A 14336-nucleotide genomic window follows, 5' to 3' on the forward strand; every position below is an offset into this window, starting at 1 on the left:
GATTAACGTCATCATAGATAAAACAAAAACCAGTAAAGTTAGTTCAAGTTTTAATCTGAACCAACTTTACCGGCCGAAGGACGACGCAAGTGTGCATCGAACCTGTAAAATTAAGCGCGATATTATAGCATTTTAGCCTAATTTATCAACTGGCAATGGATATTTGAGGTGACATTTTAATGAAGCCTACCTAGCCATTCATCCCCTCAAAAGCGATATTGCTATCATCTCCTCTGCGATGCTGGTACGAAATGGTAGCTTTTATCAACATGGCTCACTTAAGTTTAACGCTACGCAGCCTATTGGCATTAGTCACTACAGTCAGTGACGACAAGGCCATCGCCGCGCCTGCAACCACGGGACTGAGTAAGACCCCTGTGAATGGAAACAATACGCCCGCAGCAACGGGGATCCCCAAACAGTTATAAATAAATGCACCAAATAAGTTCTGCTTGATATTGGTCATGCTTGCTCGCGCCAGTGCTAAGGTATCGCTGATCACCATGAGTCGTGACGATAGCAGCGTGAAGTCGGCACTCTCGATAGCAACCTCTGTGCCGCTGCCCATGGCAATACCAACATCGGCGCTCATTAGAGCGGGCGCATCATTGATACCGTCGCCTACCATAGCCACCACTTCCCCAGCTTGCTGTAATTCGAGCACCTTTTGCTGTTTCTGCTCGGGTAGCACCTGAGCAAATACGCTTTCAATACCCACTTTTTCAGCAACGGCTTGAGCCGTTAGCGGGTTATCACCGGTCAACAGCACCACCTTTAAACCCTGACTTTTCATTGCCTGCACCGCCTGAGCGGCATCGGCTTTTATCGGATCGGCTATCGAAACGATGGCCACCAGCACTCCATCCTTTGCGACAAACACTGGCGTTTGGCCCTTACTCGCAAGCTCTGACACCTGTTGTTGATAACCAGATAAGTCGTCTACACTTACATTGGCATCAGCCTCTATCTCGCCGCCTAAACCTGCTTGCTGCATCAAGCTCATATTACCCACGGCGTAGTGACGTCCAGCGATAACTCCGGTGATCCCTTTGCCCTGCACATTAGTAAAGCTATCTGGCTCCTTGAGCGTAATAGATTGCAGCTTCGCTTTTGTAATTATGGCGCTGGCGAGTGGATGCTCAGAGTGTTGCTCTAAACTTGCCACATCTTCGAGTAGGTCCAATTGACTTATGCTGTTATCCAACATCAAAATCTCTGTCACCTCAGGCGAGCCTTGGGTAACAGTGCCTGTTTTATCTAACACGACTGTAGTGATCTTGCTGGCAGTTTGCAGCGCTTCACCATTTCGAACTAAGACGCCCATCTGTGCGGCGCGCCCTACCGAGACCATAATCGACATCGGCGTTGCTAAGCCTAATGCGCAGGGGCAAGCAATAATCAATACACTGGTTAACACCACTAACGCGTGAGATAACGCGGGCTGTGGGCCCAATAGATACCATATTAATGAACTTGCTATCGCAATAATGACAACCACCGGCACAAAATATGCCGAAATTTTATCGGTTAAGCGCCCTATGGGCATCTTTGAGATCTGCGCTTGCTGCACCAATTCAATAATTTTTGAAAGCTTAGTGTCTTCAGCGACCGCGGTGACCCGATAGATAAGACTACCGTTACCGTTAACCGTACCTGCGCTGATACTATCAGCTTGCGCCTTGTGCACTGGGACAGGCTCACCCGTTAGCATAGACTCATTAATAAAGGTCTCGCCGCTGAGTACCTCACCATCTAGCGCCACTCTGTCGCCGGGGCGAAGGCGTAAACGGTCGCCAATATTTAACTGATTGATCTCAACCTCTTCATCCCCCGTGTCTGAGACTCGGATTGCGGTTGTAGCCTGTAGCCCTAATAAACGCTGCACGGCTTCGCTGGTTTTGCCACGAGCTCGTAGCTCTAAAGCATGCCCTAAATTAATCAAACCTAGGATCATCACGCTAGCTTCAAAATAGACATGCCTCGTATCGGCAGGAAACCACTGCGGCTCCATCACCACCATCATCGAGTAGCTCCAAGCGGCACTAGTGCCTAAAGCGATAAGCGTATCCATATTGGCGCTTTTAGCTTTAATGGCGCGCCACATGCCTTGAAAAAAATGTCGTCCGGTTAGCACCATCACCAACAAGGTAATAATTCCCACAATACCCCAAGCAAATTGTTGCGTGGCATTGTTCACCATCATTTCACCACCGAGTAAGCCCCACACCATTAACGGCACACCGAGCCCTAGGCCAATAGCAGCCTGTATTAACCTAAGACGATACTCTTTACGTTCATCATCATTTTTTTGCGCTGCAGCGGTTTGTGCATCGATAACTAGCTCACTGTCGTAGCCAACACTACTGACGATTGCTATCGCTTGTTTCGCTGTGATCTCACCCGACACTAACACGAGTTTATCGGCTAAGTTCACCCTCGCCGATAAGCTATGACTTTCGCCATCAGGCAGATCTTTATTAACCTTATCGAATGCGGACTCAATCTTTGCGACGCAACTAGCACAGCTCATTTTTGGCACGTATAGATTAATATTAGCCATGAGAATATTCCCGATTTGTTTCTTGATGAAACTAAGAGTAATGTCTCCCATAAGGGGAGAGTCAAAGCCAAATTGAAATTTAGTTGAATTAATTTTTAATTGTTAACTGGAGGAATGTATTGATGAAAATAGGTGAAGTGGCAAAGCTCACAGGTTTATCGGTAAAGAGCATCCGTTATTATCATGATATTGATTTAGTCGTCGCTCACAGAGGAGAGAATGGTTATCGAGAATACAGCGACAGTGCCGTTAACGCGTTGCAGTTTATTCAACACTGTCGAGAATTAGGTTTTCCGCTCGAAGATTGCAAAGCCTTACTTAAACTTCAAAATAACACTCATCGTAATGCAAAAGATGTAAAAGAGCTCGTCTCACATCACCTGCAAGATATCGAGTTACGCATAAACAAACTCACCGTATTACAAGAACAACTCTCAAAGCTAATCCATGATTGCCATGGTGGTGAACAACCCGACTGCGCCATACTCACAGGCCTAAGTCATAACAGCACAAACTAATGCCTATCGCTATGGTCGGCATAAACGGCCGACTCATAACCGAGAAAACTAGCTACACCCCATCCACAACCTACCCGCAATCTACTTGCCCCTGCAACTTGCCCGCAACTTATCTGCGGCGTAGATTGTCGATATTCTCTATCGCCAAAGCCGGCAAGCTGCCTGCAGGAGTAAAGCCAAAGATCTGGCCATAGAACGAAAGCTCGGCTTCCAGCGCCAGCTTCTTGCTCTTGGCTGAAACCCTATTTGCCGCGTCTTCATTAAACTCAAGATAGGCAACAGGAACACCTTTGCGCTTTACCGCCTGATAAATTATCAACGACTGCTCGGCAGGAATAAGCGAGTCATTCACCCCTTGAATAAGCAGTAAAGGTTCATTCAAGCCTTTAATGTTAGACATGGCAGAGCGGCGATGATAATTGTCCATATTGCCGAGCAATCGCATTAAATAGTGCGACTCAAACTTATGGGAGTGACGCTTAAACTCTTCCATGTCGCTGATCCCAGAATAACTCACTCCGGCACCGAAGGTACTGTAAAAGGCCACCGCTGACAGTGCGGTAAAGCCACCAGCACGGTTACCTCTTATCGCCAGTTTGCGCCCATCGACATGACCACTGTTTACCAAGAAGCCAGCGGCTCGCACCGCATCTTCGACATCTGACTTGCCCCAATTACCGTAGAGGCTGTTGCGATAGTCCCGCCCAAAACCAGTACTGCCGCGATAATTCACATCAAATACCGCAAAGCCTCGGCTCGTCCAATATTGGATATCCCGTCTAAAGGCGCGGCTTGCTTTAGCTGTAGGACCAGGATGCATCATCATCACCAATGGCGGTTCATGATCTTTCGGCCCTTGAAAGTTAGGATTCTTAGGCTGATACAGGTAGCCATAGGCGGTCTGATTATCGCCTGTTTTAAAGCTCAAGCTCTGCGCCCTTGAGATAAAGTTAGGATCCATCACCGGCAGTTTAGGCGCATAAACAAGCTGTGCGAAGCGGCCCTGCACTTTATAAATACCCTTCTCAGGTGTCTCTTTGCCACCGACAAATAGCACTTCATTTTCACTCTGAGTGACGTGGGCTATCTCTGCAAAATCAACTGCTATAGGTTCAACAATACCACTTAAGGTGTCGATACGAATGAGCTGAGCCACCCCTTCGTGGCTAAAACTGGCTATTAAGCTGTGTTCGTTTTCAAAAGCATAGCTACTTTGCCCCATTTTCCAGTCGGCAACCGCAAACTCGGCTTGCTTTTCTAACACCATTTCAGTCTCAAGCTGAACATCTAACCGATAGATATTCCACCAGTTATTAAAGTCTGCAATAAAGTAGAGCTGGCCTGTCGGGCTAAATAACGGCTGGGTAATCGACCCTTTCAGCTCAGTATTAATTTGTCTTGGATTAACAATGACCCCTTTTGAATCCAGATCGGCAATCCAAAGCTGGGTTTGGTCCCATGGCATGTTTGGGTGGTTCCAAGATACCCAAGCCAGTTGACTTTGGTCGGGTGATAGCACGGGTTTTGAATAAAAGTCCGCTCCAGAGATCAACGTATTACCTTCATCGGCATAGCTTAAGTTGATACCGACTAAGCTATTTACAGGCTCACCTTTGCCGCGATGATCTTCACGGACACAGATGAGTCGTGATGCCTTAGGGTTTGAGATACAGCCTGCGTGGCGAGTGCCATTAGGAGTTAACGGAAAAGGCGCTTGATTCGGTGCGATACGATATAATATTTGATCTGAAAACTTAGTTGCAAATAGACTACTGCCGATAGCGACAAAGGGCGAGCCACCATACTCATGGACACGGCTACGGATATCGAAATTTGACGATACCACTTTACTGGCTGTGCCATCGAGCTCTAACCGATATACCCCTTTTTTATCTTCATTGTCGGCATTAGATTGAACAAAATAAATACCCTGAGATGTTGCACGTACATCAGTGATATCATCTGTGAGATCATACACATCTTCAGGCGTTACCGGAGACGCCCAGCTGCCATATTCGGCTACACGGCTCCCTTCAATGGCGGGTTCCGTAGTGATGACTTCGCTCCTTTTAGATGCATTATCACAGCCAATTAGAGTAAATAAGCCGACGAGAGCTAACAATGTCGTTTTAAAAGTTGTCATTTTATACCTAAAAATTGCGTCCCTAAAAACTCAAGTTAACTCTGTTAACAGAATAACGATGCATCAAGCAAACGACTCACTTTCGGGTCCATTTACTCACAAACCATCGAATAACGCCTAACTGTTTGCGCTGGCTTAAGCCAAAATAGATACATACCCAAGGCGACAACAAGATATACCAAGGGATTGCCGCTGTGCTTTTACCTGTAAATAACAGATAAAAAAAACCAAAATAGATCACCAGTAGCCCGACGCAACCTACAACTAACATCATCAATTTCGTCGCTCTTTCTAGCTTATCCATTTTGCTCTCATATTTCTTTTATTATGAGACTATTATGACCTATAGCTTAGCTAATGTTCAAATGGGGGGGCGGCCTATTTTGGTATCATAAATCGCGGCCATAAAAAAACGGGCCTAAGCCCGTTATTTTTCATTTGCAGCCTGTACTTACAAGCGAATGCCACCATCGACTTCAAATACACGGCCGTTCACCCAGCCGTTTACATGATCATTTTCTATGATAGAGCGTACTGTCGATGCGATCTCTTGCACCAACACCTAAACTTACAAGCGAATGCCACCATCGATTTCAAATACGCGGCCGTTCACATAATCATTTTCTATGATAAAACGTACTGTCGATGCGATCTCTTCAGCTTGACCTAAACGCCCTACTGGTACCATTTTCTCTAAACGCTCTAGCGCTTCAGGCTTCATGGCCGCGGTCATTTCAGTTTCAATCACACCTGGCGCCACTGCTGCGCTGCGGATATTGTAGCGAGCAAGCTCTTTAGCCCAACCCACACTCATCGCCGCTACGCCCGCTTTCGATGCTGCGTAATTTGTCTGACCCACGTTACCCGCTTTCGCAAGGCTAGAGATGTTGATAATCACCCCTTCTTGCTCAGTTTCAATCATTGCCGCAGCCGCTTCACGGCCGCACAAGAATGAACCCGTTAGGTTAACGTTAATCACCGACTGGAATTGTTCAAATGACATACGCTCAAATACTTGACCTTCTTTAGCTTTAAGCAAAAGACCATCACGCAAAATACCTGCATTATTGATCAATACGTTAACTCGGCCAAAGTCTTCTTTAATGAATTGAAAAGTGGCAAATACATCTTCTTCATCGGTGATGTCTACGGCATAACCTTGAACTTCAGTGGTTGCACCTATGTTGGCACAGGCTTTTTCCAACTTTTCTTGGTCAACGTCGATAAGTGCTAGCTTGGCACCTGCAGCCGCTAAATTCTCCGCCATGGCGTAACCTAGTCCACCTGCACCACCAGTAATAACAACAACCTTATCTTTTAAATCCATTGGGTCACCCTTTGTTTTTTATCTGTTCTGACTGAGCAAACAGCTCAAAAATACTCGAAAAATCTCGCTTACCGTTACCTTGTTTCGCATGATTCACATAGAGACTACGCGCTAATGCGCCCATTGGCGTGCTTGAATTTGATAACAGCGCCGCCTCTTGAGATAGTCCTAAATCCTTCACCATCAAGTCGACCATAAAGCCGCCTTGGTAACCGTTTGAAGATGGAACCGACTCCATCACATCTGGACAAGGATTGTATTTCTCTAACGTCCAATTACCACCACTGCTGACTTTCATAATATCGGAAAGCACTTTTGGGTCGAGACCATGATCGACTCCCATCTGCAATGACTCTGATGTGGCAACCATTAAGACCGAAAGCAGCATATTATTACATATTTTAGCCACTTGCCCAGCACCGGGACCGCCTGCGTGGAAGATATTCCCCCCCATAGCATTTAATACACCTTGTGCCTGTTCAAAAGCGTTATCACTACCGCCACAAATAAAGGTTAACGTGCCCGCAGCGGCCCCTGCTGTGCCGCCAGATACCGGCGCATCGATAAACTCTAAGCCCTTGCTGGCCGCTTGCTCTGCCACAAAGCGCGCACTGTCTGCATCTATGGTTGAGCAGTCGATAAGTAAAGTTCCCGGTGCGACTACATCAATAAGCCCTTTTGTTGCATCGCTGCTTGTAGCATTAGTCACATAAAGACTACGCACATGCTTACCCGCAGGTAACATGGTTACCACTATGTCGGCACCCGCTGCTGCGCCGCAGGCACTTGTTGCAGTAAGCGCGCCTTGCTCGGCTAATGTCTGCATCGCCGCGGGCACCAGATCAAATACTTTAACGGTAAAACCCGCCTTAATCAGATTGGCCGCCATTGGGCCGCCCATGTTTCCTAAACCAATAAATGCAACAGTACTCATTATTTGCTCCGGCTCACTTTTGTGAGTGTTTGCGACTTAATCCCTTTAGCGGCCAATATGACTCACCGCTCGCGTTTATCTTCTGTTAAAGCTGATGAACTCGCTCTTGTTAATAAGCTAATTTAAAAAAGCTATCGCCTCGGCTAACCGTTAGCTCGTTTCTTTTAATGCACCAGCTAGTGCATAGCCTTAAGCGGATGACTTTCATCATCCCAAGGCGATTGCAGCAAGTCTTGTGCATAGCCCGGTGGGATCGATGCAACATCAGTAAAGCGCCACTGTGGATTACGGTCTTTATCGATAAGCAGCGCCCGTACTCCTTCGGCAAAATCCGCCTTGGCGCAGCAATTAACGCTTAAGCCAAGCTCTAACTTAAAACACTCAGCTAAGCTCGGTTCTCTACCCAGCACTTCACTCAACTTTGATTGCAGATGCACCAGACTTAAGCTGATTGGACTGCCTGCTAATAGAGTCTTAATCGCTTTCGCTAACCAAGGATGCTGCGCACCGATTTGCTCATCTAAACAGCTTACACGAGAGATGATCTCATCGAGCGTTCCTATCATCAACTCATCAATTAATAACTGGTTTTGCTTAAGCTGACTCGCAGCCATCGGCGTTTTACAAGCCGCGCTCATGTCGCTAAGAGCGCCATTTAACACATGATGATTGTCATCAGAATTGTCGCTCCATGGCAACATCGCAAGTTGATCAAACAGTGCGCTTTTATCATCAACGTTAAGGTAGTGGTTACCTATGCCCACATATAATGCATCGGCGCCACTCATGTTATAGGCTGTCATCCCCAAAAATAGACCACTTTTACCAGGCATGCGATTGAGGAAATAACTGCCGCCCACATCAGGATATAAACCAATCGTCACCTCTGGCATGGCGATACGCGAACGCTCGGTGACGATGCGGTGGCTCGCACCTATCATCAAACCTAGTCCGCCCCCCATGACGATGCCATCGCCCCAAACAACGACGGGTTTACCAAAGCTATGCAGTAGATAGTCTAGCTCGTACTCCTGCTTAAAAAACTCGGTTGCCGCAGCGGTTACCTCGCCCGGTGTTTGCACCGATGCTTGATAAATAGCGCGCACATCACCACCGGCACAAAAGGCTTTTTCACCCGCGCCATCGAGCACCACGGCAACGATATTGTCATCATGACGCCACGCAGTGAGCTGAGCGGTTAACGCCTGCACCATATTAAGGTTCAGCGCATTGAGGGCCTTTTCGATGTTAAGAGTCGCTACCCCAATTTGCTTACCAGAGTCGGTTGCCAGTGTGCTAAACAACACTTGTTGCAGCTCGAGCTCACTACCTATAACTGCACCGTTCATAGCTGCACCATCCAAGTTAGCTCCCCTCATTAGCCGTTCTTCCAGTTCGCTTTGCGCTTGTTTAAGAAGGCACTTACCCCTTCAGCCTGATCTTCGGTATCGAAAAGGTTAGCAAAATACTCTCTCTCTAATGGCAGCACCTGAGATCTTGGCATGCTGCGTCCAGCTTGAACCAGCTGCTTACACGCCTTAACACTGCTTGGACTCTGGTTCGCCACTTTTTCAGCCAGCGCCATGGCGGCATTAAAGGCATTTCCCTGTACAACCACCTCTTCGACTAGGCCAATCTTCTCGGCCTTTTCTGCATTAATACGCTCACCACATAAAATCATGCGTTTAGCCCAGCCTTCGCCCACCAGCGCGGTTAAGTTTTGGGTGCCGCCCGCACAGGGCAGCAGGCCAACGGTTGCCTCCGGCAGTGCCATTTGCGCCTGCTCTTCACAAATACGCAAATCACAAGCTAGCGCAACTTCTAAGCCGCCGCCCATGGCGTAACCATTAATCGCCGCGATAGAGACGCCGTGAAAGGTACTTAATGTTTCAAAGGCTTCACCAAAATATCGCGCCATATCGGCGGCATTTTGCTTATCACCGTCGGCAAACAATTTTAGATCTGCACCCGCCGAGAAAAACTTATCGCCTTCAGCTGTGATCACCAAGGCGTAAACCTCTTTGTTTTCATTGAGGGCTAGTACTTTTTGCTTTAGCTCCTGCAGGCTCTGGGCAGTCCAAGTATTGGCTGGCGGATTGTTCATGCTGATCACTGCGGTGTGACCAACAATCTGTTCGATTAATAGCGATTTCTCTGTCGCTAACGTGCTGGCATTCTCCTGAGACATAGATAACTCCTTTTATAAAACTGAAATCAATTTAAAGCTGATGCTAGGCGGCCTAGAGAATCGCGCCCGCGTTTTCATCCAATAAACGGCGAGAGATAATCAATCGCATGATTTCGTTGGTTCCCTCTAATATTTGGTGTACTCGCACATCACGCACATGGCGCTCTAGTGGGTACTCTCGAATGTAACCATAGCCGCCATGAATTTGCAGCGCCGCGTCACATACCTGGAATCCGATATCGGTGGCAAAGCGTTTTGCCATGGCGCAGTATGCGGTGGCTTCTGGATCTTGTTGATCGAGTTTAAAAGCGGCTAGACGCACTAACTGGCGGGCAGCTACCAGCTCGGTCGCCATATCGGCCAGCTTAAACTGCAGCGCCTGAAATGCCGCCAAAGGCTTACCGAACTGCTTACGCTCATTCATATATTGCGTCGCTCGCTCAAGCGCCGCTTGAGCGGTACCAATTGAACAGGTGGCAATATTGATGCGCCCGCCATCGAGTCCCTTCATGGCGAAGGTAAAGCCTTGGCCTTCTTCACCTAATAAGTAAGAGGCGGGAACACGCACATTTTCAAAGGTGATTTCACGGGTTGGCTGAGCGTTCCAGCCCATCTTATCTTCCGCCTTGCCGTAGATAATGCCTGCTGCATCGGCAGGAACCGCAATCGCAGAAATGCCTTTAGGTCCAGCGCCTCCGGTGCGGCACATCACCACTAACAACTCGGTGGCTCCCGCTCCAGAGATAAAGACTTTTGAGCCTGAAATCACATACTCATCACCATCACGTACCGCCTTGGTCTGCAGCGCAGCTGCATCACTGCCCGCCCCAGGTTCTGTTAAGCAATATGATGCTAACTTTTCACCTGTGGTCAGTGACTCAGACCACTCTTGGCGCAGCGTTTCAGCGCCAAAACTGGTCACCATCCAAGTCGCCATATTATGAATTGTGAGCATGGCAGTGGTCGCAGTGCAGCCCATAGACAGCTGCTCAAAAATAATCGATGAATCTAAACGCGACAGTCCCATTCCCCCTTCTGACTCTGGCGAATACAGCGAGCAAAAACCTAGCTCTCCCGCCTTTTGGATCACATCTTTTGGGAAGTGGTGCTCTTCATCCCACTTGGCGGCAAACGGCGCTAACTCTTCTGCAGCAAACTGCTGCGCAAGATCGCTAAATTGACGTTGGTCTTCATTCAGGTTGAAATCCATCTGAGTACTCCTGTTGTCCTGTCTATTGCCTCTGCTCTAGGTCCTAGGTCCTAGGTCCTAGGTCTGCACCATCAAGCGATGAGGCTATGGGTCTTAAGCAGGCATCTATTGCTGCTGACCTCTATTTGTTTGTTGAATAAGTTTGGCGATTTAGTTTTGCACTCCAACAACGTCCATTTTCAAAGAGGTTACCGGAGCGTAATCTGTCTCATGTATTACTTAAGCTCGATCGTCATATTGGGCGCCGAGGCCACTGCAATATCGGACTCAAACCAACGGGCAGTGATGGTTTTCGTCTCGGTATAAAAACGCACCGCTTGCTTACCATAAGCGTGCTGATCGCCATAGAAGCTGCCTTTCCAGCCAGTAAATGAGAAGAAAGGTAGCGGCACAGGAATTGGCACGTTAATCCCCACCTGCCCCACCTCTATTTCATGCTGGTATTTACGCGCAGCAGCGCCACTGGCGGTAAAGATTGAGGTACCGTTGCCGTATGGGCTGTCGTTCACAATCGCAATTGCCTCCTCTAAAGTCTCTGCATTCATGCAGCACAATACCGGACCGAAGATCTCCTCTTGGTAGATGCTCATATCGGTCGTGACCTTATCGAACATGGTCGGTCCCACCCAGTTGCCCGACTCATAACCCTCAACAGTAAAGTCTGTGCCATCGAGTAGGCAATCTGCCCCCTCTTGTTTACCTTTAGCAATTAAGCCAACAATGCGCTGCTTAGCAGCAGGGCTGATCACAGGGCCATAGGCAGCATCTTTATCGTTCCAAAGACCAGGTTTTACCTTAGCAATCGCCTCTTTAAGCTCTGGGATCCACTCTTTCGCCGCGCCAACAAATACTGCAACTGATAGCGCCATACAGCGTTGACCCGCAGCGCCAACAGAGGCGCCGACCAAGTTATTGATCACCTGCTGTTTGTTGGCATCAGGCATGATAACGCAGTGGTTTTTCGCGCCAGCAAAGGCCTGTACACGCTTTAGGTTATCGGTACCGGTTTTATAGATGTATTGGCCGACATTCACCGAGCCAACAAATGAGATGGCTTTAATATCAGGATGGGTCAGCAGGATATCCACTGCGGTTTTATCACCATGAACCAGCTGTACTACACCTTTGGGCGCGCCCGCCTCTTCAAAAAGTTCAATCAGGCGCTGCGGCGTCATAGGGTCTTGCTCAGACGGCTTTAAGATAAAAGTGTTACCGCAAGCAATCGCTAGAGGGAACATCCACAATGGGATCATCGCAGGGAAGTTAAATGGGGTAATACCCGCACATACGCCAAGTGGCTGGGTGTAGCTGTAGGTGTCGATGGAGCGAGCGACATTTTCAACGGTCTCACCCATCATCATCGAGGCGATATTACAAGCATGCTCGGCAACTTCGATACCGCGCCAAACATCGCCCTTGGCATCATCGAATGTCTTACCGGTTTCTTGGGCAAGAATCGTTGCGATTTCATCATGGTGCTCCTTTAATAGGTGCTGGTATCTCAGCATGACGCGAGCGCGCTCAGATACAGGCACCTCTTTCCAACTTTGAAAGGCCTGTTTTGCGCTGGCAACGGCCGTTAAGACTTCGGCATCGACCGCGGCATTGACCACTGCAATGGTTTCGTTATTAGCAGGGTTGGTTACCGCTATCTGCTTTTCGCCTTGGCCTAATACCCATTCGCCATCGATGTAATGCTTCACTTGAGTTGTCATATCGCTTCCTACTTTGGCAATGCCAGTGTTAAGGGCTATTGCAAAATGATGATTAAACTTGGCCAGATTTTTATATTGGCCTTAACAGCAAAACTGCTGTTAAGGCCATGGTCCTAAGTTCAATCCTGTCTTGTTGAATACTGTGGTTTGTCTTGCATTTATCTTTACCAAGGAGGCTTATAGCTCAATCGCCATCGCTGTTGCTTCACCACCGCCAATACAAAGTGATGCCACGCCGCGCTTAAGACCGCGGGCTTTTAGGGCATAAATCAAGGTGACGAGTAAACGTGCGCCCGAGCAGCCAATGGGATGCCCAAGCGCGCAGGCGCCACCATTAACATTAACCTTGTTGGCGTCGAGTCCAAGCTCGGAAATAGCCAACATGGTCACCATGGCGAAGGCTTCGTTGATCTCATAAAGGTCCACCTCATCCTTACTCCAGCTCACTTTTTCGAGCAGCTTATTCATAGCCGCCACTGGCGCGGTGGTAAACATCGACGGCTCTTGCGCGTGGGTGGCGTGACCTTTAATGGTGGCTAGCACATCAAGCCCTAAGTCATTTGCTTGCTCGCGGCTCATTAGCATCAGTGCGGCTGCGCCATCGGAGATTGAGCTTGAGTTGGCGGCGGTAATCGTGCCGTTTTTAGCAAAGGCTGGTCGCAGGGTAGGAATTTTATCTGGGCGCGCATTACCGGGTTGCTCATCGGTATCGACTACGGTATCACCGCGGCGATTCGACACGGTGACAGGGGTGATCTCATCGCTAAATGCTCCCGATTCGATAGCGGCATTGGCTTTTTCGAGTGAGCTCAATGCAAAACTGTCCATCTGCTCACGGGTTAGTTTAAAGTCGTTGGCGGTGTCTTGTGCAAATGTCCCCATGGCGCCGCCAGTGTAGGCATCTTCGAGACCGTCGAGGAACATATGATCCATCACCTTGCCATGTCCCATGCGCATGCCACTGCGGGCCTTATCTAACAAGTAAGGCGCTTGGCTCATGCTTTCCATACCACCGGCAATCACAATATTTGCACTACCCGCTTTAATTAAATCATGAGCTAGCATCACGGTTTTCATTCCCGAGCCACACACCTTATTAACCGTGGTTGCAGCTACCGATAGTGGCAACTCAGCGCCTAATGTGGCTTGCCTTGCTGGCGCCTGACCTAAGCCTGCCGGCAGTACACAACCCATCAAGACTTCGTCGATCTGTTCGCCTGCAAGATCTGTTTGTTGCATCAAGCCCTTAATCGCCGTTGCTGCTAATGTTGGTGAGGCCACAGTGGACAATGCACCTTGAAATCCCCCCATTGGGGTGCGCTTTGCCGCAACAATAACAATATCTTGGTTTGACTGAACTGAACTCATAGTAACTCCGGTAATATGCTAGTTAACCTTTATTAGAAGTAGTCCAAAGCCGCTCTCGCTGTAGGGTTCAGCAACTTTGCTTATTGACTGTTCTCAGGCTATCGCCTAGCTAACATAAGTGTGATCTTGCTCAACATTCACCACTCTGACGTTTACGCGAACGTAAAGCAAGCGCTTATTGGTCAAATTTATACCAAAGTTTAGGGTTGAGATGTCACAAAGGATTTACACAAAGGCGCAAACTCAAGAGCAATAAATTAACGCGTGGTAACTCGATATTGAAACTCTGAAATGAAGGAGGAACAGAAAGCTGCGACAGAAAATGATTAAACCTCAACCAATCAATAAATAAATAAATACTTTATACAACATT

Annotated in this window: 12 protein-coding genes; 1 reads left to right on the forward strand and 11 read right to left on the reverse strand. The window is 48.1% G+C overall.

Going from position 1 to position 14336, the window contains the following annotated elements; genetic code table 11:
• Positions 1-274: 274 nt before the first annotated feature.
• A complete protein-coding gene (locus SHAL_RS14840; protein WP_012277943.1) occupies positions 275-2560 on the reverse strand; it encodes a heavy metal translocating P-type ATPase in 2286 nt (761 codons plus the stop codon).
• Between the two features lie 122 nt (positions 2561-2682).
• Between SHAL_RS14840 and SHAL_RS14845 the strand changes: the two genes are divergently transcribed.
• Positions 2683-3078, forward strand: a complete 396-nt coding sequence (locus SHAL_RS14845; RefSeq protein WP_012277944.1) for a MerR family DNA-binding protein — start codon at positions 2683-2685, stop codon at positions 3076-3078.
• A 109-nt stretch (positions 3079-3187) separates the two neighbouring features.
• On the opposite strand, the gene SHAL_RS14850 is transcribed toward SHAL_RS14845, so the two are convergent.
• The 10 genes from SHAL_RS14850 to SHAL_RS14895 all read right to left on the reverse strand — a co-directional run bounded on the left by SHAL_RS14850 (position 3188) and on the right by SHAL_RS14895 (position 13963).
• Positions 3188-5221, reverse strand: a complete 2034-nt coding sequence (locus tag SHAL_RS14850) for a S9 family peptidase (RefSeq protein ID WP_012277945.1) — start codon at positions 5219-5221, stop codon at positions 3188-3190.
• A 76-nt stretch (positions 5222-5297) separates the two neighbouring features.
• On the reverse strand, positions 5298-5525 hold the full coding sequence (locus SHAL_RS14855) for a hypothetical protein (protein WP_012277946.1): 228 nt from the start codon (positions 5523-5525) through the stop codon (positions 5298-5300).
• 147 nt (positions 5526-5672) lie between these two features.
• Positions 5673-5777, reverse strand: coding sequence for a short-chain dehydrogenase (locus tag SHAL_RS14860; RefSeq protein ID WP_398363184.1), 105 nt, complete (start codon positions 5775-5777; stop codon positions 5673-5675).
• A 12-nt stretch (positions 5778-5789) separates the two neighbouring features.
• Positions 5790-6548, reverse strand: a complete 759-nt coding sequence (locus SHAL_RS14865; protein WP_012277948.1) for an SDR family oxidoreductase — start codon at positions 6546-6548, stop codon at positions 5790-5792.
• 4 nt (positions 6549-6552) lie between these two features.
• The gene (mmsB, locus tag SHAL_RS14870) at positions 6553-7482 is read right to left on the reverse strand and encodes a 3-hydroxyisobutyrate dehydrogenase (protein WP_012277949.1); all 930 of its coding nucleotides are present in this window, start codon (positions 7480-7482) and stop codon (positions 6553-6555) included.
• A gap of 176 nt (positions 7483-7658) precedes the next feature.
• The gene (locus SHAL_RS14875) at positions 7659-8831 is read right to left on the reverse strand and encodes an enoyl-CoA hydratase/isomerase family protein (RefSeq protein ID WP_049763927.1); all 1173 of its coding nucleotides are present in this window, start codon (positions 8829-8831) and stop codon (positions 7659-7661) included.
• A 29-nt stretch (positions 8832-8860) separates the two neighbouring features.
• Positions 8861-9670, reverse strand: coding sequence for an enoyl-CoA hydratase (locus SHAL_RS14880; protein ID WP_012277951.1), 810 nt, complete (start codon positions 9668-9670; stop codon positions 8861-8863).
• Positions 9671-9722: 52 nt separating this feature from the next.
• A complete protein-coding gene (locus SHAL_RS14885; protein ID WP_012277952.1) occupies positions 9723-10880 on the reverse strand; it encodes an acyl-CoA dehydrogenase family protein in 1158 nt (385 codons plus the stop codon).
• A 215-nt stretch (positions 10881-11095) separates the two neighbouring features.
• Entirely contained in the window at positions 11096-12595 is a 1500-nt protein-coding gene (locus SHAL_RS14890; protein ID WP_012277953.1) for a CoA-acylating methylmalonate-semialdehyde dehydrogenase, read from the reverse strand.
• 177 nt (positions 12596-12772) lie between these two features.
• Entirely contained in the window at positions 12773-13963 is a 1191-nt protein-coding gene (locus SHAL_RS14895) for a thiolase family protein (RefSeq protein WP_012277954.1), read from the reverse strand.
• Between the last annotated feature and the right edge of the window lie 373 nt (positions 13964-14336).

The sequence above is a fragment of the Shewanella halifaxensis HAW-EB4 genome (assembly GCF_000019185.1).
Lineage (GTDB): Bacteria > Pseudomonadota > Gammaproteobacteria > Enterobacterales > Shewanellaceae > Shewanella > Shewanella halifaxensis.

Excerpts from the sequence above, each read along its gene's own strand:
- SHAL_RS14840 (WP_012277943.1), bottom strand. The coding sequence starts at position 2,560 with ATGGCTAATATTAATCTATACGTGCCAAAAATGAGCTGTGCTAGTTGC.
- SHAL_RS14845 (WP_012277944.1), top strand. The coding sequence starts at position 2,683 with ATGAAAATAGGTGAAGTGGCAAAGCTCACAGGTTTATCGGTAAAGAGC.
- SHAL_RS14850 (WP_012277945.1), bottom strand. The coding sequence starts at position 5,221 with ATGACAACTTTTAAAACGACATTGTTAGCTCTCGTCGGCTTATTTACT.
- SHAL_RS14855 (WP_012277946.1), bottom strand. The coding sequence starts at position 5,525 with ATGGATAAGCTAGAAAGAGCGACGAAATTGATGATGTTAGTTGTAGGT.
- SHAL_RS14865 (WP_012277948.1), bottom strand. The coding sequence starts at position 6,548 with ATGGATTTAAAAGATAAGGTTGTTGTTATTACTGGTGGTGCAGGTGGA.
- mmsB (WP_012277949.1), bottom strand. The coding sequence starts at position 7,482 with ATGAGTACTGTTGCATTTATTGGTTTAGGAAACATGGGCGGCCCAATG.
- SHAL_RS14875 (WP_049763927.1), bottom strand. The coding sequence starts at position 8,831 with ATGAACGGTGCAGTTATAGGTAGTGAGCTCGAGCTGCAACAAGTGTTG.
- SHAL_RS14880 (WP_012277951.1), bottom strand. The coding sequence starts at position 9,670 with ATGTCTCAGGAGAATGCCAGCACGTTAGCGACAGAGAAATCGCTATTA.
- SHAL_RS14885 (WP_012277952.1), bottom strand. The coding sequence starts at position 10,880 with ATGGATTTCAACCTGAATGAAGACCAACGTCAATTTAGCGATCTTGCG.
- SHAL_RS14890 (WP_012277953.1), bottom strand. The coding sequence starts at position 12,595 with ATGACAACTCAAGTGAAGCATTACATCGATGGCGAATGGGTATTAGGC.
- SHAL_RS14895 (WP_012277954.1), bottom strand. The coding sequence starts at position 13,963 with ATGAGTTCAGTTCAGTCAAACCAAGATATTGTTATTGTTGCGGCAAAG.